This is a genomic window from Actinophytocola sp. (assembly GCF_036555685.1).
Taxonomy (GTDB): domain Bacteria; phylum Actinomycetota; class Actinomycetes; order Mycobacteriales; family Pseudonocardiaceae; genus Actinophytocola.
In genome coordinates, this window is the sequence record NZ_DATBKY010000004.1 from 1 (window position 1) to 25,468 (window position 25,468).

Sequence of the window (25,468 nt, forward strand, 5' to 3'; positions counted from 1 at the left end):
CGACGGCGGGCTGCCGAAGCTGTACGTCGAGCTGTCGCGCGAGCTGGCCGGCGACCCCGACCTCGTGTCGACCGTGCGGGCCGTGCTCGCCGACGCCTCGCTCGAGCCCGACCAGCTGCAGCTCGGCATGCCCGTGCAGGCCCTGTGCATGACCGACGGGCTGGCCGAGGACAACCTCCACGTGCTCGTGGACCTCGGCATCTCGGTCGTGCTCTACGAGTTCGGCACCACCCGCGGCGACCTCGCGTGCCTCGAAGACCTGCCGGTGCGCGCGGTGAAGATGTCGGGCGTCGCGGTGGCGCGGGTCGAGCGGATGGGTGCGGACGCGCTGTTCACCCGCGCCATGCGCGAGCTCGTGGCACTGGTGCGCGACTCCGGCACGCCGGTCATCGTCGGCGACATCTGCGCCGAGGCCCAGTTCGACTGGTGGCACGCGGTCGGCGCCGACTTCGCGCAGGGCGAGTTCACCGGCACGGCCGGCTCGCCGCAGGACGCGGAGCACCTGTTCGTCGCCTGACCGGCCCGCCTCAGAGCCACCCGCGGTGCGCGGCCTGGACCCCGGCCTGGAACCGGGTCGTCGCGCCGAGCCGGTCGAGCAGCACGGCGATCCGGCGCACGACCGTCCGCCGGGACAGCTGCAGCCGCCGCGCGATCGCGTCGTCGGTCACCCCCGCCGCCATCAGCGCGATGATCTTTCTGTCCTGTTCGGACAGCGGAGCACGGTCGCCCGACACGGGGATGCCGAGCGTCCACAGTGTCTCGAACAGTCCGGCGAAGGCTTTCAGCAGCCCGCCCGCGTGCACGACGAGCGACTCGGCCACGCCCGCGCGGTCGGGTTCGGGCACCAGCAGCGCGGTGTGCTCGTCGCCGATCATGAGCTTCACCGGGAGGTCGGCGAGCACCCGGGCGTCCTCGCCGCGCTCGACCATGCGGGTCATGCTCGCGAACAGGCCGGGGTCGTCGTAGACGGCCTGGTGGTAGACGGTGCGGTAGCGCAGCCCGGCCGCCATCCGCCGGGTCTGCAGCTCTTCCTGCGCGGCGAAGTGGTGCGGCTTGCTGTGGTACGGCGGGCGGTCCAGCCACCGGATGCACCCGCTCGACCGCTCCTGCAGCTGCCGGGTCAGCGCGATGAGGTCCAGCGGGTGCTCGATGGTCTCCACGCCGGGGTCCGTGTCGCGCCGCGCCTGCTGGTAGAGCCGGTCGAGCTCGGCGCCGGCGCGCCACAGCCCGGCGCGGCGCTCGTCCTCGAGGCCCAGCACCGCGACCAGCACCCGGTGCGGCGGGCGTGCCTCCCACAGGCCGGCCTCGCCGTCGACGAGCAGGACGGCGTCGGCCCCGGCCATCGCCTCGAGGGCGGTCGTGACGGCCGGCACGGGCAACCCGGTGTGCCGGGCGAGCTGGTCCGGCCGGCAACGGCCGCGGGTGGCGAGCGTGCGATAGACCCGGCCCTGGTCGCTGTCGGGGTCCAGGACGTCCTGCACCGGCGCAGCGTAGAAAGCGCCATCGAGCCCGGTCAACGCGCCGAAAGTCGGTGGCTGGCGCATGTGCGCCATAGCGCAGGTGAGCCACCGCCCGGCCCTGGCGCCGCTAACCGAATACCTCGACAGTTGGTGAGCAGTTGACTACAAGTTCGGGGAGATCCACATGCGCACACGCCTGCTCGTCGTGCCCGCAACCGTCCTGGCACTGGCGTTCTCCGTGCCCGCGTTCGCCGACGCCTCTGCGCTGTCGGCGCCTCTCACCAACGTCCACGCCACCGCCGACCACATCCTGCAAGTCGACTACCAGGTGCAGCAGACCGGGTACTGGTGCGGCCCGGCCGCCACCCGGATAGCGCTCTCTGCTCGTGGGGTCTACCGCAGCCAGTCGGCCCTGGCGGCCGAGCTGGGCACCGACACCGGCGGCACGGACTGGATCGGCCAGGTCACCGGAGTGCTGAGCAACTACGTCGGCTGGTACGAGACGAAGGAGATGCCGAACGACCCGCCCACGCAGGCCCAGCGGGACCTGCTGTGGAACGACATCGTGCTGGACATCGACAACGGCTACGCCATCGTCGCGAACATCGTCGCCCCGCCCGGCAACCAGCCCCCCGGCTACCCGCCCGACCAGACGATCTACCACTACTTCACGGTGATCGGCTACAACGACGTCGACCGCACGGTGCTCATCGCGGACCCCGCCTCGTTCAGCGGCAACCAGATCTACTGGCTCACCTTCAACCAGCTCGCAACGCTGATCCCACCGAAGGGCTACAGCGCCTGACCTTGACCCGAAACGCCACCCACCTCGACCTTGATCCACAGCGGCCGGGGTGGGTGGTGGGCGCACCCGTGGTGGATGCTCGGAACATGGAGTTCTTGAGCAGCCGCGTCATCGTCCGGCCGCGGGATCCGGAGCGGTCGCTGGCCTTCTACCGCGACACGCTCGGGCTCGCGGTCTACCGCGAGTTCCCCGGCGGCACGGTCTTCTTCACCGGCAACGGCCTGCTGGAGGTCTCCGGGCAGGCGAGCGACGGGCCGGGCGCGGGCGTGGTGCTGTGGCTGCAGGTGCGGGACATCGCCGCTACCACGCGTGAGCTGAGACAACGCAACGTTCACATTGTTCGCGAAGCTCAACAGGAACCGTGGGGACTTCTCGAAATGTGGATCGTCGATCCGGACGGCTTACGCATAGTGCTCGTGGAAATACCCTCCGAGCACCCGCTGCGAAAAGACGTGCGAAGCTAGCGCACCATCCGCCGGGCTGAGAATTCCGCGGATGCGGACCGAATCAGGCGGCGGCGGGCGCGGGTGCGATGGCCGCGACGCCCTCGGCCGTCAGCTGCGCGGGCACGAGGTCGCCGACATCGCCGCCCGTCGCGGCCTCGATCAGCCCGGCGTGCGCGAGCATGTGTGCGGTGAACTGGTCACAGCAGGGCACGTTGTCGATGAACAGGTCCGGCTCGCTGCTGCAGCTGATCTGGGCTCGGCCGGCCACTACCGCGCGGAGCATGGAGATGGCTCGGTGGTTCAGACCTTCGGGTGGCTGCATGGTTCGGGCGGTGGACATGATCGTCGTTTCCTGTGCCTGTTCGATTTCACTTGCGAGTCTGTTGTAGCACTCGGCTCTGACAATTCGTTGGATGCTCGCTGGGCCCGTTCGGTTTCATCGAAATTCCTAACAGACCGTTACCTGTATGGAGCACGCGGGGTAGGCCCAGATACGCACGCGTTCCGGACGTACCAGCGCGATCGGCCGAACGGGCCACCTCGTGAGTGTGCAAAGGGGACATCAGCGGTCCAGCTTCGCGCGCAGCCAGGCCGGCCAGCCGCGCGGGCGGCGGACCAGCGCGCCGAGCAGCCGCAGGCCGTCGAAGTTGGCCGTGCGCGAGACGATCAGGTTGTCCCGCAGCACGATCTTGTCCACCGTGACCCACTCGATCGGCTTGCGGCCGAACGTGCCGTGCAGGCGCAGCTCGACGAACACCGTGTCCTCGTCGGCCTGCGCCCAGCTGACCACCTCGCCGCGCAGGTCCGGGATCGTCGACAGCAGCTCGTCCAGGACGTTCTCCAGGCGCGCACGCCCACGGGCCGTCGCGGCCAGCGGCTGGCGGAACGTGGCGTCCGGGTGCGTCAGCGCGAGAAGCCCCTCGACGGTCGGCTCGGCCCACTCCTCGGCGAAGCGGCGCACGAAGGCCGCCGTGTCGGTCTGGAACATGGCGGTCAAGGTAACCGAACCAGCGCTACTCATCCGTCGCGGGACCTCGTCCGTTCTCTCAGCTCGCCTTGTAGATCGCGTAGCTGAACCTGTCCAGGTGCAGGCGGCCCGCCTCGTGCCTGGTGCCCCGGCCCAGCACCAGCTCGCCTGCCGCCGGGATGTCCGCGGTCACCGGGGTGAACGACGGGTTCACCGCCACCGTGAACTCGCCGCCCCGGCGGTACACGAACGGGTAACCCGGGTTCAGGATCTCCACTCCGCCGCCCGAGCCCAGGGACGGGTTCGCCTTGCGCAGTGCGATCAGCTCGCGCACCAGGTTCAGCAGCGAGTCCGGGTCGGCCTGCGAGTCCGCCACGTTCGGGCGGGTCGGGGACGGGTGCGGCGGCAGGTAGGTCACCTCGGGGTCCGCCTTGTCCCACTGCATCGGGGTGCGGGAACCGGCCCGGTTGTAGCCGGCCCGCGGCGGGCCCAGCGTCGCGCCCTCGAGGTCCGGCAGGCCGGGCTGGTACTGCATGCCGATCTCGTCGCCGTAGTACACGGCAGGCAGCGTCGGCCAGGTGAGCACGAAGACGAACGCCGCGCGGGCCTGGTCCGCGCTGCGGGAACCGGCCACGAGGCGGGGGAAGTCGTGGTTGGACGTGGGCAGGATGATATGGCCGTTGCGGCCGATCACGGTCGTCGCGGTGGCCCATTCGGCCAGGAACTCCGAGATCGTGCCCGCGCCCGACGGGTCGAAGTAGCACGCGCGCGCCGGGCGCCACGTGTCGTCGTACACCGCGCCGTTGTGCCACAGCGAGCGGAACGCCTGGCTGGACCCGAAGTGCAGGAAGAAGTCCGCGTGGAAGCCCGCCGGCACCGACACGTGCGGCTGCGCCCACTCGCTCAGCAGCACCGCGTCGGGGTGCGCCGAGTCGATCCAGCCGCGCATCTCCCGCCACAGCTTGGCCGTCTCCGCCTTGCCGGCGTCGTCCTTCACCAGCGACGATGCCATGTCCACGCGGAAACCGGACACGCCCGTGCGCAGCCAGTGGTCCATGATGTCGCGCAGCGCCTGGCGGTTCGCCCGCGGTCCCTCGGCGTCGACCGGCTGGCGCCACGGCTCGTCCGGATCCATCCGCGCGTAGCCGAAGTTCAGCGCGGGCTGCACCGGGAAGAAGTTCGGCAGGTAGAAACCCGGCCGCGAGCCGGGCGAGGGCTGGAAGCCCGGCGCCTGCCGGTCCGACCAGACGTAACGGTGGTCGGCCGGGTCGTTCGCCGAGTGCTGGAACCACGGGTGCTGGTCGGACGTGTGCCCGGCGACGAGGTCGAGCAGCACCCGGATCCCCCGCCTGCGCGCGGAGTCGACGAGCTTCGCCAGGTCGTCGCCCGTGCCGTAGCGCGGGTCGATCGCGAAGTAGTCCGCCACGTCGTAGCCGGCGTCGCGCATCGGGGAGACGAAGCACGGGTTGAGCCACACCGTGTCGACGCCGAGCCAGGCCAGGTAGTCCAGTTTGGACTCCACGCCGTTCAGGTCGCCGATGCCGTCGCCGTTGCTGTCCGCGAAACTCTGCGGGTAGATCTGGTACAGGACGGCATCCGCCAACCAGTCGGCCATGTACGCTCCTCGCTCCTCAGCGCCGGGTCAGCCGCAGCGATCGGATTCCCGGCATCGGTACCTCCACCGTGACCGACGCGGTTCCGTCCGCGCCGACCGCCACGTCCGCAAGGTACTCGATCGGCAGGGTGTCGGCGGCGCGCAGCGCCTCCCACTGGTCGTCGCTCGGCCAGTCCCCGCCGCCGAGCCGCGCCCAGGTCCGCGCGATGTTCGCGTGCGCCTCGTCGACCCGCGCCGACACCACCGCGTACCGGCCTGGCGCCAGCCCGGACAGCTCCACCGTCGCCGACCGGTCGAGGATCCTTGCACCGTCGATTTTGGACTGATCGAGCGTGCCGTTCCACGCCAGCACGTCCACGGTCGACGCCGTCTTCGTGGCCAGCGCCTCGACGAGCGCCTCGCCGCCGTCGCCGGTCACGGTCGCCGGGATCCGGCCGCCGGCCAGCGCGGAGAGCATCGCGAGCGCCCAGAACCGCGGCTTGCGCAGGTTGCCGACGGTCAGCAGGCCGAACCCGCCGTGCAGCAGCTTCGGCGCCCAGCCGAGCTCCTCGAACTGGTCGGAGGCCACCCAGTAGGACAGGCAGTCGGTCGTGTCGAGCGCACTCTTCATGCCGCGCAGCACGAACGGCGCGGCGAACACCGTGTCGTTGACCCGGTGGAAGTGCGTGGGCGTCACGCCCCATTCGGTCCACAGGATCTCCGGCTCTGCCCTGCCGGTGGCCTTCGCGTACGAGCGGGTCAGCGGCCGCATGTCCAGCGGCGCGTTGCCGTAGGTGTGGGTGGACACGAAGTCGATGGGCACGTCGTTCGCCAGGCAGTACTCGAGCAGCGCCCCCACCCAGCCCGCCGCGGCCGAGGACGGCCCGCCGACCCGGATCCGCGGGTCGACGCTCTTCACCGCGCGCGCCGCGAGCTCGTAGAGCCGGTGGTAGTCGTCCTGGGTGCCGTTCCAGAACACCTCGAGGTTGGCCTCGTTCCAGACCTCGAACTCCCAGGTGGCGACCTCGTCCGCGCCGTAGCGCTCCCGCAGGTGCACGGTCAGGTCGCGGACGAGCTCGGCCCAGCGCGCCCAGTCGCGCGGCACCGAGACCGTCGCCTTGTAGTCGAAGACGGTGTACCCGGGATCCGCGCACAGCGCGGCCGGCATGAACGACAGCTCGACGACCGGCTTGAGCCCGGTCTCGAGGAAGCGGTCGTACACCTCGTCGAGGCCGGCGAAGTCGAACGAGCCGTCCTCCCCGACCGTGACCGTCTCCGGCAGGAACGTGCCGTGCGCGCGGACGCTGCGCACGCCGACCTCGTCGCGCATGATGCGCAGCGCCTCGGCGTACTCGGCGGCGACGTCCGAGCCGCCGGGTCCGGGCTTGTCCCAGACGAGCAGCGAGAAGTGCTCGGCGCCGATCATCCGGCGCCACACGTCCGGCAGCGGGGCCGGCGCCGTGGTCGCGTCCACGGACACGACCACCCGCGCCGGCGCCGGTCCCGCCGGAAGGGGAGCGGCGCAGGCCGTCGCCGACAGTGCCCCCGCACCTTCGTCGCTCCACGTGGCCACTCGGTAGTGGTAGGTCTCGCCCGGCTCGACGAGCGTGTCGGCGTAGGGCGGGCAGGGCACCGCGAGCACGTCGCCGCCGAGATGGTCGAGCGGCTCGAACGGACCGTCGGCCGAGGTCGCGCGGTGCACGAGGTAGCCGAGTGCGCCCTGCACCGGCCGCCAGTCCAGCCGGACCAGGCCGGTGCCGGGCTCCGCGACGAGCTCCCGCGGCGGCGGTAGCTCACCGATGCCGGTGAGCCGCTCGTCGCTCGGCAGTCCGATCCGCTGCTCCCAGTCCGCTCGCGCGCTGGTCTCGGTCACCGCTGCCCCCTTGCCTGTAAGCGCTCCCTGTAAGCGCATACACTATGCGCGGGCAGCGGCTCCCCGCAAGGGAACCAAGCCCCTTCCTCGCAGATCAGGGGCAGCCGCAGCTGGTCCGGCGGGTCTGGTTGACCGGCAGCATGACCGAGCGCGGCTGGCGGTCGGGGTCGCGCAGCCGCTCCACGAGCAGGTCCACCGCGGTCTCGCCGAGACGGCGCATGGGCTGGCTGACCGTGGTCAGGCTGGGCCGCACCACGCGGCCGAGCGGGATGCCGTCGAAGCCGACCACGGCCACGTCCTCGGGCACCCGGATGCCACGCCGCTCCAGGGTCTGCAGCGCGCCGACGGCCATCTGGTCGTTCGCGCACACCAGGGCCTGCGGCACCGCGCCGCCCGCATCGAGCAGCCGCTCCGCCGCGGCCCGGCCGTCGGCCTGGGTGAAGTTGCCGCGGGTGGCCGGCTCGGCCGGTACCGGGAGGCCCGCGTCGCCGAGCGCGCGCTGGAAGCCGCGGAACCGGGCGGCCGCGTCCGGCGAGTCCTCGCCGCCGCTGATGAACGCGAGCCGGGTCAGCCCGTGGTCGTCGATCAGGTGCCGGGTCAGCTCGTACTCGCCCTCGTCGTTGGCCACCTGCAGGTGGTCGAGATGGTCGATCTCGCGCGGCCCCGCGATCATCACGATCGGCAGCCGGTGGGCGATGATCTCCAGGTCCTCGGTCGGCACGGTACGGGCGAGCACCGCGAACCCGTCCACCCGTCCGGCCACCTTCGCGACCAGGCTCTCGGGGCCGCCCTCGAGCGAGGCCGCGATCAGCAGCGCGTACCCGTGCCGGCGGGCCGCGCGTTCCATGCCGCGGGTGATCTCGTCCGCGTAGAGCATGTGCTCGGGATCGTCGGCGGCGTCGTCGGAACCGTCCCCGGGGTTGTCGACCTCGGGGTCGGCGTAGTCGGGAAAGCACAGGCCGAGCACCCCGGTCGTGCGGCTGGCCAGGCCGCGCGCGTTGCCGCTCGGCACGTAGCCCAGCTCGCGTGCCACCGCGAGCACCCGCTCACGTGTCGTCGCACGCACCGTGTCCGGGTTGCGGTAGACGCGGGACACGGTCGCGATCGAGACCTGTGCGCGGGCGGCGACGTCATAGACCGTGGGGGCACTCACCCGGTAACCGTCCTTGTATCGCGCATTCAGCTTGCCAACGCTACCCGGCGTATCGGGCAGCGGGAACGAGTTAACCCCCAGTACCCGCCCCGGTCCAGCTTCGCCACAGTTCCGCGTACCGGCCGCCGGTCCGGACGAGGTCCGCGTGGGTCCCGAGCTCGACCACCCTCGCGCGTCGGACTCCGCGAGCTTCGCGTGCGTGCCGGTCGCCAACCTCTGTCCATAGTGGACCAGCCGGCGGTCGGAAGACGTGGCTTGTACCTAACCCCATAGAGGGGTATACATGGGGGTATGCCGAAGATAAACGTGTACCTGCCCGACGACCTCGCCGAGGCCGTCAAGGAGACCGGGCTGCCGGTCTCGGCCGTGTGCCAGCGCGCTCTCGAGGTTTCCGTCAAGCGCGTCAGCGCCATCCGGGCCGCCGTCATCGGCGACCTGTCCGACGCCGACCCGACGGCCGGGCTCACCCAGTTCACCCAGCGCGCCAAGAACGTCGTCACGCTCGCGATCACCAACGCGCGGGAGCGCGGGGCCGCCGAGGTCGGCACCCGCGACCTGCTCTCCGGCATGGTCACCGAGGGCACGAACCTGGCGCTGCACGTGCTGCGGTCCATCGACGTCGACCCGCAACTCGTGCTCCGCGCGGTGGGCGAGCTCGCGCCGCCCGAGGGGGGCGGCGACGCGCGACGGATGAGCACCACGGCGGCGAACGCGCTCGAGATGACGGTCGCCGAGGCGATCGCGCTCGGCCACAACTACGTCGGCTGCGAGCACCTGCTGCTCGGCCTGCTCGCCGAGCCGGACGGTGCCGGCGGCGAGGTGCTGCGCGGGCTCGGCGTGGAGCTGCGCGCGGCCCGGCACGCGGTCGGCGCCGCGCTCATGGGCTACGAGCAGGCCAAGCTGGCCGGCGCCAGTCCCGTCGTGAACATGGTGAACCAGGCGATCCGGACGGCGCTCGAGCCGGTGCTGCGCCGGCTGGACCGGCTGGAGGCGCGGGCCGGGTAGTCACTTGCTCCGGATCTCGGGCTGGATCTCGCCGCCGACGCACCGCAGGCGGACCTCGACCTCCCGGTCACCCGAGCGGAAGCGGACGTGCGGGTGGTCGTCGACGCCCTCGTCCGCCGAGTCGACCCCGTAGCCCTGCGCGGGGGAGGTGCCGACGACCTCCACGCCACCGGGCACGCAGCGGGCGAGCACCGTGCCGCCGGCCGAGTGCACGGCGGTGGTCCGGGTCTCGGGCGGGCTGGTCGCGGGCGGCGTGGTCGTGGGCGCCGCGGACGAGGACGGCGGGGTCGTCATGGTGGCCGGTGTCGTGGTCTCCGCCAGTTGAGCGTCCACTTCGGACTCGCTGAGCGGCCGCTGCGCGCTCGCGCCGAAGATGTCCGTGCCGATCGCGCTCACGGCGACGATCCCGACGGTGGTGGCGGCCGCCGCGGCGGCCAGCCACAGCACGACGCCGGTCGTGAAGCGCATGGCTCGGGCCCTCATCACGTTCGCAGTATGCCGGCCGCGATGGTTAAGGGAGTCCTAACGCCGCGCTAGGGGAGCCGCGCGCCCGGTCCGCGCACGCCCGCGTGCCTTAGTGTTCGACCACATGGCGCAGGTACTCGTCGTCGAGGACGACGCGACGATCCGCTCGTCGATCATCCGCGGGCTGACCGACCGCGGCCACGCCGTGTTCTCCGCGCCGACCGCGATGGCCGGCCTGGAGCAGGCGGTGAGCGCGCGCCCGGACGTCGTCGTCCTCGACCTCGGCCTGCCCGACCTGGACGGCACGGCGATGCTGCGCATGCTGCGCGGCGTCAGCGACGTGCCGGTGATCGTCGCGACCGCCCGCGACGACGAGGCCGAGATCGTCACCGTCCTCGATGCCGGCGCCGACGACTACGTGGTCAAGCCGTTCGGCGTGGCGCAGCTCGACGCCCGCATCCGCGCGGTGCTGCGCCGCGGCGCCGACGAGGACCGCGTGATGGCTGTGGAGGTCGGCGGCCTGCGCGTGGACCCGCGCTCGCGCGAGGCGTCGCTGGACGGCCGCGAGCTGGAGCTGACGCCGCGCGAGTTCGACCTGCTGTACTACCTGGCCGCGCGGGCGGGGGAGGTGGTGAGCAAGCGGGAACTGCTCACCGAGGTCTGGCAACAGCCCTACGGCGGCGCGGACAAGACCGTCGACGTGCACCTGTCGTGGCTGCGCCGCAAGCTCGGCGAGACCGCCCAGCAGGCCCGTTACCTGCACGCGGTGCGTGGCGTGGGCGTGCGGCTCGCGGCACCGGAGGGCTGAGCCGTGCGCCGCCGCGTCCTGCTGCTCGTCGCCGCCACCACGCTGCTCGTGCTCGTGGCCTTCCTCGTGCCGCTCGCGCTGCTCGTGCGCAGCGCCGCCGCGGACAACGCAGTGCAGCAGGCGACCGCCCAGGCCCAGGCACTGACCTCGCTCGTGGCGACCACGTCCGAATCCGAGGCGCTGGACCTGACCGTGCAGCAGGCCGACGCCGGCAGCGGCTACGACATCACGGTCTTCCTCACCGGGAACGTGCGGTACGGCGCACCCGCGGAGCGCTCCTCGCTCGTCGAGCTCGCCTGGCGCGGGAAGAGCGCGTCGGCGGAGGTGCCGGGTGGACGGGAGATCGTGTTCGCCGTCGACCGGCCGGCCGGCATGGCCGGCGTGATCCGCACGTTCGTGCCCGACGCCGAGCTGACCCGCGGGGTCGGCCGGGCGTGGCTCCTGCTCGCCGGGCTCGGCCTCGCGCTGCTGGCGGTCAGCCTCGTGGTCGCCGACCGGCTGGCGCGCCGGCTGGTCCGGTCTACGATCGACCTCGCCGCCGTGTCGCACCGGCTGGGCCGCGGCGAGCTGACCGCGCGGGCCGACGTGTCCGCGCCGGGGGAGCTGGGCGTGGTCGCGGGCGCGCTGAACGGGCTGGCGGGACGGATCACCGGCCTGCTGCGTGAGGAGCGCGAGACGATCGCCGACCTGTCGCATCGGGTGCGCACGCCGCTGACGACGCTGCGCATGGAGGCCGAGTCGCTGTCCCCGCCGGACGCCGAGCGGATCACCGCCGGCGTGGAGGCGGTGAACCGGGCGGTGACCGACGTGATCCAGCAGGCCCGCCGCCGCGGCGCCGAACCGTCCGGTGTGGACGCCACCGAGCTGGTGCGTGAGCGGGTGGCGTTCTGGGCCGTACTCGCGGAGGACACCGACCGCGCGCTGACCGTCGACATCGGACCCGGGCCGTTGCGGGTGGAGCTGCCGCGCGCGGACCTGGAGGCGTGCGTGGACGCGTTGCTGGGCAACGTGTTCGCACACACGCCCAACGGCACGCCGTTCGCCGTGCGGCTGACCGGCCGGCCCGGCGGCGCCACGCTCGTGGTCGCCGACTCCGGCCCGGGCCTGCCCGGCCCGGCCACCGGTGCGCTGCGCCGCGGCGTCAGCGGGTCCGGCTCCAGCGGGCTGGGGCTGGACATCGTGCGTCGCGCGGCCGAGCACACCGGCGGCGAGGTCCGGCTCGAACCCGGTTCGCCCGGGCTGACCGTCGTGGTGGAGCTCGGCGCGTTAGCGCCGTCTTAACCGTCGTGCAGCGCGGTGCTAGGCCCGTGCTCGGCAGTGTTGGTGGCGTTCCGAAGGAAAGGGAAGGACTCCACCATGAACAGGAAGACGATCGTTGTCGCAGCGGCCGCGGGCGCGCTGGTGGTCTCCGGCGGCACTGCGTGGGCGCTGGGCACGGGCGACTCCGGGGCGGCCGGTGCGGTCGCGATCCCGACGGCGCTCACCTCGTCCACGACCACCTCGCCGACCACCACGCCGACCACCTCACCGCCCACCACGTCGAGTACCGCGAGGCTCTCGGCCGACGACGCGGCCCGGCTGGTGCGCACGCGGCTCGGCGGCGGCGTCGTGCGCGAGGTCGAGGCGGAGTTCGAGCACGGCCGGCTCGAGTGGAAGGTCAGCATCGTCAAGGACGGCGTCCGCTACGACATCCGCGTCGACGCCGAGACCGGCGCGACGACGCGCGTCGACACGAAGGCCCGCGACGACCGGGGCGGCCGTGACGACCGCCGTGACGACCGCGGGGACGACCACCGGGACGACCGCGGCGGGCACGGGGTGGACGACCCCGTGGGCGACGACCACGGCGGCGCCACCGACCCGGGCTCCGGCAACTCGGGCTCCGGGTCCTCGGGCCGCGGCGGCGCGGACGATCCCGCCGGTGACGACCACGGCGGGCACGGCGGCGACGACGCCCCAGGCGACGACCATGGCGGTGACCATGGCGGTGACCGTTGATCGTTTGCCGGGTTTAACCTGGCTGTTTGTGCACCGAGGCATCAGCGTCCGCCATACCGACGCGATCCAGCTCGGCCGGCACACCGCCCGGCTCGAAAGCCTGTACCGGCGCTGTTTCACCGAGCCACCGTGGTGGGAGTCGGCCGAGCGCCTCGCCGGGTTCCGCGACCGGCTGACCGGTCACCTCGGTCGCGGCGGCTTCGGGGGACTCGTCGCCGAGCGCGACGGCCGGCTGATCGGGACCGTGTACGGCTGGCCCGCCGGACCGAACCTGGGCGGCGGCAACCATTTCGACGACGCACTGGCCGCGGCGGTCACCTCCACGGTGGCCGCCCGGCTCGTCGAACCGGCGCTCGTGGTCGCCCAGCTGATGGTCGACCCGAGACACCAGCAGCGGGGGATCGGCCGGGAGCTGCTCACCCGCTTCACCGACGGCTGGCCCGCCGCGTGGCTGTGCACCCACCCAGAGGCCCCCGCCGCCGGCATGTACCGCCGCGGCGGCTGGTGCGAGGAGACCCACTTCCACGTCGACGAGTGCCCGATGGTCCTGTTCACCTGGCGGGCCCCCGACCAGCTTTCTCCGGCGTAGCACCGCCTTCGCCGGCCGCGACCGACGAGGCGGCAAAGTCGCGCAGCCGGCAACTACCGCGCCGGCTGCGGCTCCCAGGCGAACTCCCGCAGTGGCTCGTCGACCGGGGCCTCGGTGAGCCGGTTGGCCAAAGTGGACAGTGTGTAGGTGCCGATGCCCAGCACGACCTCGAGTGCCTGCCGGCGCGTGAAGCCGTGCGACAGGAACGTCGCCACCCTCGCCTCGCCCACGTCGCCGGCGGCGTCGGCGACGTCCTCGGTGAACCGGCGCAGCTCCGCCAGCCGCGGGTCGTCGAGCGGCTCACCGTCGCGCAGCGCGGCGATCACCGCCGGCGGGGCGGACAGGCCGACGAGCTTGGCCGTGTGCATGGCCATGCAGAGATGGCAGCCGTTGCGCCGGGCGATCGTCATGATCAGGACCTCGCGGGCAAGCGGGTCCAGCGAGGTGTTCTCGAACATGCCGGACAGTTTGAGGAAGCCGTCCATCAGCTGTGGCGCCTCCGCCATCCGCGCCATCGCGGCGGGCAGGTAGCCGAGCTGCCTCTCGGTGGCGGACAGGATGCGGCGGGCCGCTGGCGGGGCGGACTCGACGGTGTGGTCGGCGAACATGACTCTCCACTACGTTAGACAACGTGGTTGACGAAATAGTAAATCGGGTTGTCGATTCTGGCAACGAGCCGCCGGGATTCGAGCTGCCGCTGCTGCTCCTGGCCGGTTTCCGCACGCTGATCGAGGCCCTGCACGCCGAGCTCGCGCGCCAGGGGCACGCGCAGGCGCGTCCGGTACACGGGTTCACGCTGCAGGCCATCGGCACCGCGGGCGCGACCGCGAGCGAGGTGGGCCGGCGGCTCGGCGTGTCCAAGCAGGCCGCCGGCAAGACCATCGACCGACTGGAGAAGCTCGGCTACGTGACCCGTGCCAGCGACGACCGCGACGCGCGCCGCAAGCTGGTCCGCCTCACCGACCGCGGCCTCGATCTCCTCGCCCGCTCGGCCGCGATCTTCGATGACCTTCGCGCGCAGTGGGTCCGCACGCTCGGCGCCGACCGCGTGCGGGAGATCGAGTCCGCGCTGCGCGCAGTCACGCCCGCCGGCATCTGGCGGCTCGACACCCCGGCCTGGTTCTCGTCGTGACTCCCGCGATCGCGGACCCTCGGCTGGCCGGCGGAACGGCCGGTGGAGATCGGTCGCGGACGCCCGTTTCGCCGGTGGGAGGGGCTAGGCTCACCGGGCGGCTACGGGATCAGCGCGGAGAGGACGCAGTCGTGGACCTGAAGGAACGCAACCGGCAGGTGATCGAGCAGTTCCGGGCGGGCGGCGAGATCGACGGCATGCATCGCGACCGGATCCTGCTCTTGACCACGACCGGCAAGCGCACCGGCAACGCGCACACGACGCCGGTGATGTTCGTGCGCAACGACGACCGGCTCTTCGTCGTCGCGGCCGCGGGCGGCACGCCCACCCACCCCGACTGGTACCACAACCTCGTGGCCACGCCGGACGTGACCGTCGAGATAGGACATGGCCGGTACGAGGCGACGGCGACCCCGCTCGAGGGGGAGGACTACCGGGCGCAGTGGGAGAACATCACGTCGCGGTACGCGTTCTTCGCCGAGTACGACGAGAAGCTCAGCCGGACGATTCCGGTCGTGGAGCTCGTCCGCCGGTGAACGTCCCGATCGGGTGGTTCACGGCAGAAGGGTGACATCCGGGCTGCCGATGCCGGCGGGCCCCGTCCGCCGACATCGGGTCCGGCTCAGAACACCGAGACGCGGAACTTGCTCAGGGCCTCGGTCACCGGCTGGAAGAACGTCGTGCCGCCCGACCGGCAGTCGCCGCTGCCGCCCGAGGTGAGGCCGATTGCGGTGGAGCGGTCGTACAGCGGGCCACCGCTGTCACCGGGTTCCGCGCAGACGTTCGTCTGGATCATGCCGCGCACCGTGCCGCCGCTCGAGTAATGCACGGTGACGTTGAGCGCGGTGACGGTGCCACTGTGGACACCCGTGGTGCTGCCGCGCCGCGTCACCGACTCGCCGACGAACGCGTTGCCGGCCGAGGTGATGTCCTGGCCACCGACCGTGCCGTCGATGGCGATCGAGGTGTTGGTGTAGCGCACGATGCCGTAGTCGTTGCCGGGGAAGCTGGTTCCGGTCCGGTCACCGAGCTTGTTGTTGTGGTTGGCGTCGGCGAACCACTCCGTGGCCTCGTCGGTGCAGTGACCGGCGGTCAGGAAGGAGTAGGTGTTGCCGCTGCGCACGTTGAAGCCGAGCGAGCAGCGGAACTGGCCGCCGTAGATCGCGTCACCGCCGGAGATCAGCGGGCCGATCGTGCCGCGCAGCGTCTCGACCCGGGCCGCGCCGCCCGAGCGTGCCGCGGCGGCCCGCAGCGTGGCGACCTCGGCGGCGCCGACCGATCGGTCGGCACTGATCACCAGCTGGTTGGCGACCGGATCCACGGCCCACGCCGTGCCGGCGAGGCCGGTGTCGAGCCGGGCCATGAGCTGGTTCATCTCGCGGTCGCTGAACCGGACGACCCGGGCCTGCGCGCCCGACGCACGCACGGCCGCCGCCGCCGCGGCGTCGGTCACGTTGACGACCATCCGGCCTGTCGCGGCATCGCGGTAGACGCCGGCCGTGCGGTCCGCGCCGAGGGTGCCGGCCAGGTCGCTCGCCGCGGCCGCGCCCAATGGTGCGGCCGTGGCCGCGGGAGCGACGGCGATGACGCCGGCCGTGGCGAGTGCCGCGCTGGCAGCGCCGACAAGGACTCTTCGAACCAGGACTCTTCGAACCAATCGCATGTTCCGCCTCCTGCAGGGTCTCCGGCTCGCGCCGGGACGGCGGGTTGCCGTGGCCACAGCTCACCCCACGAGGCAGGGGCGTCACAAGCGGTCAACGGGTCGACCGGCGGCGGCCACCCGGCGGGTGGCCCTGCGGCCGAACGGGCTCCCCTGCGTGGGTGGCGGCTAGCGGCGCTCCGCGAGGATCGTGATGCCGCGGCGGTCCACCCGCAGCAGGCTCGGGACCGACTCCGACGCGGGGTAGTCCGTCTCCATGATCATGGACCGCACGGTGTCCGCGTGCGGGGAGGACTCCGCTGCGATCAGCAGGTGCTGCGGGCAGTACAGGCCGACCACGAACCGCTCCTCGCCGACCAGACCGGAGACGTACGAGTGGAAGTCCGGCAGGCACACCGCGGGCGCGGCGAGGGTGCCCTCGCGGTGCATGTTCAGCACGCCGTTGTCGTACTCCTCGATCCGCAGCCCCGCCGCGAGGTTCGCGCACGCCGCCTCGTACAGCTCCTCGAACGTGCCCGCCTCACCCCACACGCCCTCCTCGCCGAAGTGGTGGTGGGTCAGGTGGCTGATGCCGATCCGCCCGTTCGGCGCGGAGCCGACCATCGCGAGCGACACGTGCAGGCCGTCGGCGACGAGCGTGTAGTGCGGCATCGCCGCGAGCAGGTCGATCTGCGGTGACGACTCGCTCCACAGCATCGGCAGCAGCTCGCCCTCGCGCTGCAGTTCCTCGCACCGGTCGTGGACCCGCTCCGCGGCCTTCTCCTCCATCTGCCGGCGTGCGGCCGCGAGCGCGTCGGGCCAGCGGTGCGGGTCCGGCCGCGGGAACGTGTAGTACACCGCCGCACCCGGGAACGTCCGCTCGATGAAGACGTTGTCCGCGGCGGAGGGCTCCCACTCGGACATCAGCGCGACGACGTCCTCGGGTCGCGCGCCGTGCTCGCGCTGGGCCAGGTCCCACGCCTGCCGGACGCTGTCGTCGGCGATGGTCGGCCCGTGCGCGGCGACGCTCTCGTCCTGACCGCGGGAGAGCTGGAATACCACGACATTGCTGGCTGGGTCGGTGTCCACGTGGGACACGATGCCCGCGGCGGCGGCGTGCCGGCAGCGGCGCTGCACGACCGGTCACGTCCGCTGCGCGCACGGACAACACGATCACCGCACCAGCCCGAAGAACGACCGCACCTCGTCGACGAACAGCTCCGGCTGCTCCCACGCGGCGAAGTGCCCGCCCCGGTCCAGCTCGTGCCACTGCCGGATGTCGGGGTACCGCTTCGCCGCCCACCGGCGCGACGGCCGCGGGATCTCCTTCGGGAAGATCGAGCAGCCGGTCGGCACCGGCACCGTGTCCTCGGTCGACTCGGTGAACCACTTCGTGACCTGGCGGATGCTTTCCCAGTACAGCCGTGCCGACGACGCCGCCGTGCGGGTCAGCCAGTACAGCGTGACGTCGTCGAGCATCGCGTCGCGGCCGAGCACGTCCTCGGGCCGCCCGCCGGAGTCGGTCCACGAGGCGAACTTCTCCACGATCCACGCGGCGAGCCCGGCCGGCGAGTCGGTGAGCGCGTAGCCGACCGTCTGCGGCTTGGTCGACATCTGTGCGGAGTAGCCGGACTCGTACTCGCCCGCGTGCGCCAGGTCGTCGAGCGCCGCGAGTTCGAGGTCGGTCAGGTCGCCGAACGTGTCCGGGTCGGGCGCGGCGATCGGCGGGTTGAGGTGGATCCCGGCCAGGTGCGCGGCATCCTGCTGAGCCAGGCTCGTCGTGACGCTCGTGCCCCAGTCGCCGCCCTGCGCGCCGTAGCGGTCGTAGCCGAGCCGCGCCATGAGCTCCGCCCACGCGCGGGCGATGCGCTGCACGGTCCAGCCGGGCGCGGCGGGCTTGTCCGAGAACCCGTACCCGGGCAGGGACGGGCACACGACGTGGAACGCGTCCGCCGGATCGTCGGGCTCGGTCAGCGGCCCGATGGCCTGCTCGAACTCGATGATCGAGCCGGGCCAGCCGTGGGTCAGCACGAGTGGCAGCGCGCCCTCGTGCGGCGAGCGGACGTGCAGGAAGTGGATGCGCAGGCCGTCGATCTCGGTGCGGAACTGGGGGAGCCCGTTCAGCCGGGCCTCGGTGCGCCGCCAGTCGTAGCCGGTGCGCCAGTAGTCGCACAGCTCGCGGAGGTAGCCGAGCGGCACGCCCTGGGACCAGTCCGCGACCGGCTCCGGCTCGGGCCAGCGGGTGCGTGCGAGGCGCTCCCGAAGGTCGTCGAGCTCGGCGCCGGGAACCTCGATCCGGAACGGTGTCACCCCGGCAGACATGCGGCGCTCCCATTCTGTCGGTGGTCGATGCGAACATATGTTCGTGACCGGTGCGACCATCTTGCACGCCGATCTGGACGCGTTCTACGCCTCCGTCGAGCAGCGCGACGACCCGAGCCTGCGCGGCCGGCCGGTCATCGTGGGCGGCGGCGTGGTGCTCGCGTGCAGCTACGAGGCCAAGCGGTGCGGGGTGCGCACCGCGATGGGCGGTCACCGTGCCTTGCGGCTGTGCCCGCACGCGGTCGTCGTACCGCCGAGGATGTCGGCCTACAGCGAGGCGAGCAAGGCGGTTTTCGAGGTCTTCCGCAACACCACGCCACTGGTCGAGGGCATCTCGATCGACGAGGCTTTCCTCGAGGTCGGCGGCCTGCGAAAGATCGCCGGCACGCCGCTTCAGATCGCCGAGCGATTACGCACGGACGTACTCGAGCAGGTCGGCCTGCCCATCACCGTCGGCATCGCGCGCACCAAGTTCCTCGCCAAGGTCGCGAGCGGGGTGGCGAAGCCGGACGGGCTGCTGCTGGTGCCGCCGGACTCCGAGCTCGAGTTCCTGCACCCGCTGCCGGTCGAGCGGCTGTGGGGCGTCGGCCGGGTGACCGCGGAGAAGCTGCACTCCCGCGGGGTGTACACGGTGGCGGACGTGGCGAAGCTGGCCCAGTCGTCGCTCGTCGGCATGCTCGGCAAGGGGTCGGGCCGGCACCTGCACGCGCTGGCACACAACTACGACCCGCGCCCGGTGCGGGTCGGCCATCGGCGTGGGTCGATCGGCTCGCAGCGCGCGATCGGATGGCGCCCCCACACGCGCGATGACCTCGACGCGACGCTGTCCGCCATCATCGATCGGGTGTCGCGGCGGCTGCGCGCGGCCAAGCGGGTGTGCCGGACGGTCGTGCTGCGCCTGCGGTTCGCCGACTCCGCCCGTGCCACACGCTCCCACACGTTGTTCCACGCGACGGACGACACGCAGGTCCTGCTCGACACCGCGCGCACGTTGCTGCGGGACGTCATGGGCCTGCTCGACGAGCGGGGCTGCACGCTGGTCGGGATCTCGCTGGCGAACCTGGACAACGTGGACGCGGTCCAGCTGGCGCTGCCGTTCGACCGGTACCCGGCCGGTTCGCTGGACTCAGCGCTCGATCACGTCCGGGACCGGTACGGCTCGACGGCGGTGACCCGCGCGGTGTTGCTGGGCCGCGACCCGGGCGTCCAGGTCCCCATGCTCCCGGACTGACGGGCTCCGGCTCGCCGTACACCGCGGCGTCCGGTTACGGCCGGTGCAGTCGTGTGTGGACGATCGTTCGCCGCGCGAAGCGCACCTGGCTGGTGTTTGCTTGATCCGGACACATCGACCGGAGGAGGTGCCCGAGTTGACTGTGCTGGCTGATGCAAACCTGCGGCTCGATGCCAACGCGGTGGACTACGTCCTGCTGGCGCTCTACTTCGCGCTGGTCATCGGCATCGGGTACCTCGCGAGAAGGCGGGTGTCGACGAGCCTGGACTTCTTCCTCTCCGGCCGCTCGCTGCCGGCGTGGGTCACCGGGCTCGCCTTCATCTCCGCCAACCTCGGCGCCATCGAGGTCATGGGCATGTCCGCCAACGGTGCGGAGTACGGCATGCCCACGGCTCACTACTTCTGGGTCGGCGCGGTCCCGGCCATGCTCTTCCTCGGCGTCGTGATGATGCCGTTCTACTACGGCTCCAAGGTCCGCAGCGTCCCCGAGTTCATGCTGCGCCGCTTCGGTCCCGCCACCCACCTCGTCAACGGCATCAGCTTCGCCACCGCCCAGGTGCTCATCGCCGGCGCGAACCTCTTCCTCCTCGCCAGCGTCGTGAACCTGTTGCTCGGCTGGCCGATCTGGGTGTCGGTCATCGTCGCCGCCGCGATCGTGCTCACCTACACCGCGCTGGGCGGGCTGTCCGCCGCGATCTACAACGAGGTCCTGCAGTTCATGGTGATCGTGGCCGCGCTGCTGCCGCTCACGATCGTCGGCCTGTACAAGGTCGGCGGCTGGCAGGGGCTCGTCGACAAGGTCTCGGGCGGCCCGGGCGGCGCCGAGCAGGCGACCAGCTGGCCCGGCAACCAGCTCACCGGCTTCGACAACGACTTCCTCTCGGTGATCGGCCTGGTGTTCGGGCTCGGCTTCGTCCTCTCGTTCGGCTACTGGACGACGAACTTCGTCGAGGTGCAGCGCGCCATGGCGGCCAAGAGCATGTCGGCCGCGATGCGCACGCCGATCATCGGCGCGTTCCCGAAGATGTTCGTCCCGTTCATCGTGATCATCCCCGGCATGATCGCCGGTGTCGCGGTCGCCGAGTTCGCCGGGGAGAACAAGGAAGCGCTGATGTCGGGCGGTGCGGCGCCGAGCGGTGCGACGTTCAACAACGCGCTCCTGCTGCTGATGCGCGATCTGTTGCCCAACGGCATGCTCGGCATCGCGATCACCGGCCTGCTCGCGTCGTTCATGGCCGGCATGGCCGCGAACCTGAGCTCGTTCAACACAGTCTTCACCTACGACATCTGGCAGACATACGTACGCAAGGACCGGCCGGACGACTACTACCTGCGGTTCGGCCGCATAGTCACCGTGATCGCGACCGTGCTCGCCATCGGCACCGCGTTCATCGCGTCCTCGTACACGAACCTGATGGACTACCTGCAGCAGCTGTTCTCGTTCTTCAACGCGCCGTTGTTCGCCACGTTCATCCTCGGCCTGTTCTGGCGCCGGATGACCGCGGCGGCCGGCTGGACCGGCCTGGTCAGCGGCACGCTGGCCGCGATCATCGTGTTCATCCTGACCGAGTCCGGCGTGTGGACGCTACCCGGTCAGGGCGGCGCGTTCGTCGGTGCGGGCGCGGCGTTCGTGGTGGACATCGCGGTCAGCGTCGCGGTCACGTACCGGACGGCGCCGAAGCCGGCCGAGCAGCTGTCCGGGTTGGTGTACTCGCTGACACCGAAGGCGGACCGGACGCCGTCGCGCACCGGCGAGGACGCCGGGTGGTACCGCAACCCGACGCTGCTCGCGGGCATCGCCCTGGTCCTCACGATCGTGCTGAACATCATCTTCTAGGGAGGGTGAGATGACCTCGACGCCACCCGAGACACCGGCCGGGACACCAGGCGGGACACCTGGGGGGACACCGCACGAGACGCCGCGCCGCACGCGACGTGCGGGCGCGTTCGACATCCGCCTCGTCATCGCCCTGCTGCTCGGCGTGTACGGTCTGGTCCTCATCGTGCTCGGCCTCGGGTTCACGACCGACGACGAGATCGACCGGGCTGCCGGGGTGAACATCAACCTGTGGGCCGGGCTGGGCATGCTGATCGCCGCGGTGCTGTTCGCACTGTGGACGTGGGTGCGCCCGCTGCGGGTGCCCGAGGAGGGGGGCGACGAGCCCGCCGAGTAGGAGGTCGGGTTGGACGCCGCCTTGGACGTTGCCGCGTCGGTCGTGGTGGGCCTGGTGGCCCTCGTACACGTGTACTTCCTGGTCCTCGAGATGTTCCTGTGGCGCACGCCGCGAGTGCGCGCGATCTTCGGCACCACCGAGGAGGTGGCCGAGTCCAGCGCCGTGCTCGCGGCGAACCAGGGGCTCTACAACGGGTTCCTCGCCGCGGGCCTGGTCTTCGGGCTCGTCGCGGGCGGCCCGGACGCCAGCGTCGGCTTCCCGGTCACGGTGTTCTTCCTGGCCTGCGTGATCGTGGCCGGCCTCTACGGCGCGGCTACCGCGAACCGGCGCATCCTGCTCGTGCAGGCGCTGCCGGGGGCGGTCGCATTAGGACTCGTGCTGTTCGCGCACTCGTGAGGCTGGTGCCCCCGGCGGTCAGCCCGGGGGACTGACCGCCGAGGGAAGGAGGCGATCCCGCCAGCTGGTCGTTCAACTCGCGGGATCTGGGACACGCGCGCTCCCGGGCGCGGCGCGGCCGTGACTGTTGGCGTACCCGTCCGGACGCACGGTCAACCTTGCGGACGGGTGTCCTCCCAACGGTGATCCTCGTCCGGGGGCAGCTCCGGCTCTCGCCATTCCTCCGCCCGGCTCGGCCGGTTGGCGTGCAGCATGCCGTCCAGCTCGTGCTTGAGGTTGTCGTCCTGCCGGGGGCCGTGTGTGTCGCTCTCACGGTGCATGGGCGCTACCTCCATTCGCGTGTGGTCTGCGGCTACCCAACCGTCCAATCGGCGAAACCCCGCCGAGTTTGGCGAGGTCAGCGGCGGGTAGCCGATCAGCATGGGTGCCGAGGAGTTCGTGCCCGCACGCGCGGGCCTGGGCAAGTTGCGTACCGCGGCCGCCTCCTGCCGGGGGTGCGAGCTGTACAAGAACGCGACGCAGACGGTGTTCGGGGCCGGACCGGCCGACGCGCGGGTAGTGGTCGTCGGCGAGGTGCCGGGCGACCAGGAGGACCGCCAGGGTGAGCCCTTCGTGGGACCGGCCGGTCGCCTGCTGGACCGGGCGTTCGACGACGCCGGCCTCGACCGCTCGACCACGTACGTGACGAACGCCGTGAAGCACTTCAAGTTCGTCGAGCGGGGCAAACGGCGCATCCACAAGACGCCTTCGCGTACGGAGATCGTGGCGTGCCGTCCGTGGCTCGACGCCGAGCTGGACCGGGTCGGTCCGGAGCTCGTGGTCGCGCTCGGTGCGGTCGCCGCGAAGGCGTTGCTGGGGCAGGACTTCCGGGTCACGAAGGAGCGCGGCAAGGTCCTGCCGATGGGCGAGCGGGACCAGCGCGTGCTGGCGACCGTCCATCCGTCCTCGATACTGCGCTCCGACGACCGCGAGGCGGCCTACCAGGGGCTGGTGGCCGACCTCGCGGTCGCGGCGAAGGCGCTGCGCTAGTGCCGGTCAGCGGACGACGCGGCGGTAACGCTGCATCCGGCGCGGGCCGGGCATGGCCATGCGGCGGATGAGGTAGGTGAGCACGCCACCGATGACCAGCCACAGGATCGCGGCGAGGCCCTCGTTCAACAGCGTGGCGAGCTTCGCGTTGCCCGGGGTGAACAGCCCGGTCAGGCCCAGCGTGATGCCCGAAGCCCAGCCGTCCACAAAGGAGGCGAAGCCGTTACTCATGTTCGCGTTGCCCAGCACCAGCACGATGTGCACGCCGAGCACGACGGCGAACAGCGCGCAGATGACCGTGATGGCCGTGCAGACGATGTTGACCGTCCGGATCCGCCGGTAGTCCGGGTTGGCGACGCCCTCCTCCTCGACGATCTCGTCCTCGTACGGGCCGCTGGTGCGGCGCGCGGAGACCGGCGGCGGTTCGGGCATCCGGGACGCTGCGGGATCCCGCGGCAGCGGGGGCTCGGCGGCGGGGTAGGGATCGAGCCGGGTTCGGTCGGGGTCCTGCTCGTAACGCATGGTTCCTCGCAAGTCTCGACAGCTTTGTCCAGTACGGGATTCCCCGTGCGGGTACCGGCAAACCGGAGCGCGCCGATACTGCGGCCGGCCCGGCGGCGTTAGCCTGCGCGTGTGCGGTTGAGTGCGGTCCGGATACGCGCCGCCATGCGGCGGCGGCGGTTGGCGCTGCGCCGGATGGGGCTGCCGATCCTGCAGTGCGCGGTCGCGGCAGGCCTGGCGTGGCTGGTCGCGTCCGAGGTTTTCGGCCACCCCCGGCCGTTCTTCGCGCCCATCGCGGTGATCATCTGCATCGGGGTCGGGCTGGGGCAGCAGCGGCTGCGGCGGGTCGTCGAGCTGGTCGTCGGGGTGAGCGTGGGGATCGGGGTCGGGGACCTGCTCGTCTCGATCATCGGGACCGGGTTCTGGCAGCTCGCCCTCGTGCTCGCGCTCGCGATGACCGCCGCCGTGCTGCTCGGCGGCGGGCCGCTCATCGTGCTGCAGGCCGGGTCGTCCGCGATCCTCGTCGCGACGCTGCTCCCACCCGGCGGCACCGCAGGCGTCGACCGGATGCTCGACGCGCTCATCGGCGGCGTGCTCGGCATCGCGGCGATCGCGGTACTGCCTGGCAACCCGCCGGGGATGGCGCGCCGGCACGCCGACCAATTGGTCAACGAGCTCACCGTCGCGCTGAACAGTGCCGCCGACGCGTTCGAGCGCCGCGACGCCCGGCTCGCCGCGGACGCGCTGCGTCGCATCCGCACCCAGCAACCCATCGACGACTACCGCGACGCGCTGCGCACCGCGCGGGAGATCCTCGTCATCTCGCCGCTGCACCGCCGCCAGCGTCACCTGCTGAGGTCCTACGTGGACGCCGCCGAGCCGCTCGACCACGCGCTGCGCAACTGCCGCGTGCTGCTGCGGCGTACGCACGGTGCGCTCGTCGACGACGAGCCCGGGTCGCCCGGCCTGACCGCCGGCCTGCGCAAGCTGGCCGCCGCGAGCGAGGTGCTCGCGGCGTCGCTCGAAGCGTCGCCGGCCGACGCGCGGGCGGCGCTGCGCGCGGCCGGGTCCACAGTCGACACCGAGCTGCTGTCACACAGCGGCTTCTCCACGCAGGTGGTCGCGGCCCAGCTGCGGTCGATGACCGTCGACCTGCTCCAGGCCACCGGCCTGCGGCACGACGAGGCCCGCGCGCTGCTGCCCGCGATCAACCATCCCGAGAGCTGAGCGCGTTCATCTCCGGGCTGCCCAGGATCCGCTTTCCCGGGTCGGCGCCGCGGGCCAGCGCGAGCATCGCCCGGCCGACGACCTCCGTGGTCGTGATGTGGCTGCCCGCCACCAGCCGCAGCAGCGGGTAGAGCAGCGAGGTGACCCGGTAGATCGTCCGGTACAGCGTGACCTTCGACCGCGCGCCGTGCCGCGGCTGGATGTAGCCCGGCCGCAGGACGTACGCCTTGAGCGAGGTCGCCAGCAGCGCGTTCTCGGTACGCCCGCGCACCCGTGCCCACATGACACGGCCCCGCTCCGTGCTGTCCGCGCCCTGCCCTGACACGTACACGAACGTCGCGGCCGGATTCACCGCGGCGACGGCCCCGGCCACCGACATGGTCAGCTCGTACGTGACGCGCGTGTAGTCCGCCTCCTTCATGCCCGCGGACGGCACGCCGAGGCAGAAGAAGCATGCGTCCACACCGGACAGCTCGGCGACGCCGGACAGGTCGAACAGGTCCTGACGGAGCACCTCGTGGAACTTCGGGTCATCGATCCCGGCGGAGCTGCGCCCGATCGCGACGACCGACTCCACGTCGCCCGCGAGCAGGCATTCCCGCACCACACCTTGGCCGACCATGCCGGTCGCGCCGAACACCAGCACCTTCATCC

General features: G+C 71.8%; 30 protein-coding genes. 16 read left to right on the forward strand and 14 right to left on the reverse strand.

Translation table 11 applies throughout. From position 1 onward, the window contains the following. Positions 1-517 (forward strand): EAL domain-containing protein (locus VH969_RS00345; RefSeq protein ID WP_331968376.1); only part of this gene is annotated, 517 nt, incomplete at its 5' end. A 10-nt stretch (positions 518-527) separates the two neighbouring features. Here VH969_RS00345 and VH969_RS00350 read toward each other — a convergent pair. Next, positions 528-1,481 (reverse strand): helix-turn-helix transcriptional regulator, encoded by a 954-nt coding sequence (locus VH969_RS00350; RefSeq protein ID WP_331968379.1) that lies wholly within the window; start codon positions 1,479-1,481, stop codon positions 528-530. A 163-nt stretch (positions 1,482-1,644) separates the two neighbouring features. Between VH969_RS00350 and VH969_RS00355 the strand changes: the two genes are divergently transcribed. Together VH969_RS00355 and VH969_RS00360 are read left to right on the forward strand one after the other, a co-directional pair. After that, a complete protein-coding gene (locus VH969_RS00355; RefSeq protein ID WP_331968382.1) occupies positions 1,645-2,265 on the forward strand; it encodes a C39 family peptidase in 621 nt (206 codons plus the stop codon). 86 nt (positions 2,266-2,351) lie between these two features. Then, entirely contained in the window at positions 2,352-2,729 is a 378-nt protein-coding gene (locus VH969_RS00360; protein ID WP_331968385.1) for a VOC family protein, read from the forward strand. Between the two features lie 43 nt (positions 2,730-2,772). On the opposite strand, the gene VH969_RS00365 is transcribed toward VH969_RS00360, so the two are convergent. The 5 genes from VH969_RS00365 to VH969_RS00385 all read right to left on the reverse strand — a co-directional run bounded on the left by VH969_RS00365 (position 2,773) and on the right by VH969_RS00385 (position 8,298). Beyond that, positions 2,773-3,051, reverse strand: coding sequence for a hypothetical protein (locus VH969_RS00365; RefSeq protein ID WP_331968388.1), 279 nt, complete (start codon positions 3,049-3,051; stop codon positions 2,773-2,775). Between the two features lie 222 nt (positions 3,052-3,273). Next, the gene (locus tag VH969_RS00370) at positions 3,274-3,699 is read right to left on the reverse strand and encodes a nuclear transport factor 2 family protein (RefSeq protein WP_331968391.1); all 426 of its coding nucleotides are present in this window, start codon (positions 3,697-3,699) and stop codon (positions 3,274-3,276) included. Positions 3,700-3,757: 58 nt separating this feature from the next. Next, complete coding sequence (locus tag VH969_RS00375) at positions 3,758-5,293, reverse strand: alpha-amylase family glycosyl hydrolase (RefSeq protein WP_331968394.1); 1,536 nt, start codon at positions 5,291-5,293, stop codon at positions 3,758-3,760. Positions 5,294-5,309: 16 nt separating this feature from the next. Then, positions 5,310-7,145: a GH39 family glycosyl hydrolase gene (locus VH969_RS00380; protein ID WP_331968397.1), complete on the reverse strand. Its 1,836-nt coding sequence runs from the start codon at positions 7,143-7,145 to the stop codon at positions 5,310-5,312. Positions 7,146-7,239: 94 nt separating this feature from the next. After that, positions 7,240-8,298 (reverse strand): LacI family DNA-binding transcriptional regulator, encoded by a 1,059-nt coding sequence (locus tag VH969_RS00385; protein WP_331968401.1) that lies wholly within the window; start codon positions 8,296-8,298, stop codon positions 7,240-7,242. Positions 8,299-8,589: 291 nt separating this feature from the next. Between VH969_RS00385 and VH969_RS00390 the strand changes: the two genes are divergently transcribed. Beyond that, a complete protein-coding gene (locus VH969_RS00390; RefSeq protein WP_331968404.1) occupies positions 8,590-9,303 on the forward strand; it encodes a Clp protease N-terminal domain-containing protein in 714 nt (237 codons plus the stop codon). Here the strand turns inward: VH969_RS00390 and VH969_RS00395 are convergent, their stop codons facing one another. Then, the gene (locus VH969_RS00395; protein ID WP_331968407.1) at positions 9,304-9,789 is read right to left on the reverse strand and encodes a hypothetical protein; all 486 of its coding nucleotides are present in this window, start codon (positions 9,787-9,789) and stop codon (positions 9,304-9,306) included. It lies immediately after the preceding gene. Between the two features lie 103 nt (positions 9,790-9,892). On the opposite strand from VH969_RS00395, the gene VH969_RS00400 reads away from it, so the two are divergent. The 4 genes from VH969_RS00400 (at position 9,893) to VH969_RS00415 (ending at position 13,163) form a co-directional block, all read left to right on the forward strand. Continuing rightward, on the forward strand, positions 9,893-10,576 hold the full coding sequence (locus VH969_RS00400) for a response regulator transcription factor (protein WP_331968410.1): 684 nt from the start codon (positions 9,893-9,895) through the stop codon (positions 10,574-10,576). Between the two features lie 3 nt (positions 10,577-10,579). Then, positions 10,580-11,857, forward strand: a complete 1,278-nt coding sequence (locus tag VH969_RS00405; RefSeq protein WP_331968413.1) for a HAMP domain-containing sensor histidine kinase — start codon at positions 10,580-10,582, stop codon at positions 11,855-11,857. 75 nt (positions 11,858-11,932) lie between these two features. Continuing rightward, positions 11,933-12,574, forward strand: coding sequence for a PepSY domain-containing protein (locus VH969_RS00410; protein ID WP_331968416.1), 642 nt, complete (start codon positions 11,933-11,935; stop codon positions 12,572-12,574). 28 nt (positions 12,575-12,602) lie between these two features. After that, complete coding sequence (locus VH969_RS00415) at positions 12,603-13,163, forward strand: GNAT family N-acetyltransferase (protein ID WP_331968419.1); 561 nt, start codon at positions 12,603-12,605, stop codon at positions 13,161-13,163. Between the two features lie 53 nt (positions 13,164-13,216). Here the strand turns inward: VH969_RS00415 and VH969_RS00420 are convergent, their stop codons facing one another. Further along, entirely contained in the window at positions 13,217-13,771 is a 555-nt protein-coding gene (locus VH969_RS00420; protein ID WP_331968422.1) for a carboxymuconolactone decarboxylase family protein, read from the reverse strand. 23 nt (positions 13,772-13,794) lie between these two features. Here VH969_RS00420 and VH969_RS00425 point away from each other — a divergent pair, with 23 nt between their 5' ends. Continuing rightward, positions 13,795-14,295: a MarR family winged helix-turn-helix transcriptional regulator gene (locus tag VH969_RS00425; protein WP_331968425.1), complete on the forward strand. Its 501-nt coding sequence runs from the start codon at positions 13,795-13,797 to the stop codon at positions 14,293-14,295. A 131-nt stretch (positions 14,296-14,426) separates the two neighbouring features. Further along, the gene (locus VH969_RS00430) at positions 14,427-14,831 is read left to right on the forward strand and encodes a nitroreductase/quinone reductase family protein (protein WP_331968428.1); all 405 of its coding nucleotides are present in this window, start codon (positions 14,427-14,429) and stop codon (positions 14,829-14,831) included. Between the two features lie 86 nt (positions 14,832-14,917). Here VH969_RS00430 and VH969_RS00435 read toward each other — a convergent pair whose 3' ends face one another. From VH969_RS00435 to VH969_RS00445, 3 genes are all read right to left on the reverse strand, one after another. Continuing rightward, positions 14,918-15,958, reverse strand: coding sequence for a S1 family peptidase (locus VH969_RS00435; protein ID WP_331968431.1), 1,041 nt, complete (start codon positions 15,956-15,958; stop codon positions 14,918-14,920). A gap of 165 nt (positions 15,959-16,123) precedes the next feature. Beyond that, positions 16,124-17,071, reverse strand: coding sequence for a hypothetical protein (locus tag VH969_RS00440; protein ID WP_331968434.1), 948 nt, complete (start codon positions 17,069-17,071; stop codon positions 16,124-16,126). Between the two features lie 36 nt (positions 17,072-17,107). Continuing rightward, positions 17,108-18,256 (reverse strand): epoxide hydrolase family protein, encoded by a 1,149-nt coding sequence (locus VH969_RS00445; RefSeq protein ID WP_331968437.1) that lies wholly within the window; start codon positions 18,254-18,256, stop codon positions 17,108-17,110. 37 nt (positions 18,257-18,293) lie between these two features. On the opposite strand from VH969_RS00445, the gene dinB reads away from it, so the two are divergent. The 4 genes from dinB (at position 18,294) to VH969_RS00465 (ending at position 22,057) form a co-directional block, all read left to right on the forward strand. After that, complete coding sequence (gene dinB / locus VH969_RS00450; protein ID WP_331968441.1) at positions 18,294-19,487, forward strand: DNA polymerase IV; 1,194 nt, start codon at positions 18,294-18,296, stop codon at positions 19,485-19,487. Positions 19,488-19,623: 136 nt separating this feature from the next. Further along, entirely contained in the window at positions 19,624-21,324 is a 1,701-nt protein-coding gene (locus VH969_RS00455) for a sodium:solute symporter family protein (protein ID WP_331968444.1), read from the forward strand. A 10-nt stretch (positions 21,325-21,334) separates the two neighbouring features. Continuing rightward, positions 21,335-21,661, forward strand: a complete 327-nt coding sequence (locus tag VH969_RS00460; protein ID WP_331968447.1) for a hypothetical protein — start codon at positions 21,335-21,337, stop codon at positions 21,659-21,661. A gap of 21 nt (positions 21,662-21,682) precedes the next feature. Continuing rightward, complete coding sequence (locus VH969_RS00465; RefSeq protein ID WP_331968577.1) at positions 21,683-22,057, forward strand: DUF1304 domain-containing protein; 375 nt, start codon at positions 21,683-21,685, stop codon at positions 22,055-22,057. Positions 22,058-22,209: 152 nt separating this feature from the next. Here VH969_RS00465 and VH969_RS00470 read toward each other — a convergent pair whose 3' ends face one another. Further along, a complete protein-coding gene (locus tag VH969_RS00470; RefSeq protein ID WP_331968450.1) occupies positions 22,210-22,377 on the reverse strand; it encodes a hypothetical protein in 168 nt (55 codons plus the stop codon). 100 nt (positions 22,378-22,477) lie between these two features. Between VH969_RS00470 and VH969_RS00475 the strand changes: the two genes are divergently transcribed. Beyond that, positions 22,478-23,086: a UdgX family uracil-DNA binding protein gene (locus VH969_RS00475; protein WP_331968453.1), complete on the forward strand. Its 609-nt coding sequence runs from the start codon at positions 22,478-22,480 to the stop codon at positions 23,084-23,086. Between the two features lie 6 nt (positions 23,087-23,092). Here VH969_RS00475 and VH969_RS00480 read toward each other — a convergent pair whose 3' ends face one another. Continuing rightward, positions 23,093-23,608: a hypothetical protein gene (locus VH969_RS00480; protein ID WP_331968456.1), complete on the reverse strand. Its 516-nt coding sequence runs from the start codon at positions 23,606-23,608 to the stop codon at positions 23,093-23,095. 111 nt (positions 23,609-23,719) lie between these two features. Between VH969_RS00480 and VH969_RS00485 the strand changes: the two genes are divergently transcribed. Then, complete coding sequence (locus tag VH969_RS00485) at positions 23,720-24,814, forward strand: FUSC family protein (RefSeq protein ID WP_331968459.1); 1,095 nt, start codon at positions 23,720-23,722, stop codon at positions 24,812-24,814. Here the strand turns inward: VH969_RS00485 and VH969_RS00490 are convergent. After that, on the reverse strand, positions 24,795-25,466 hold the full coding sequence (locus VH969_RS00490; protein WP_331968462.1) for an NAD(P)H-binding protein: 672 nt from the start codon (positions 25,464-25,466) through the stop codon (positions 24,795-24,797). The genes VH969_RS00485 and VH969_RS00490 overlap by 20 nt on opposite strands. Between the last annotated feature and the right edge of the window lie 2 nt (positions 25,467-25,468).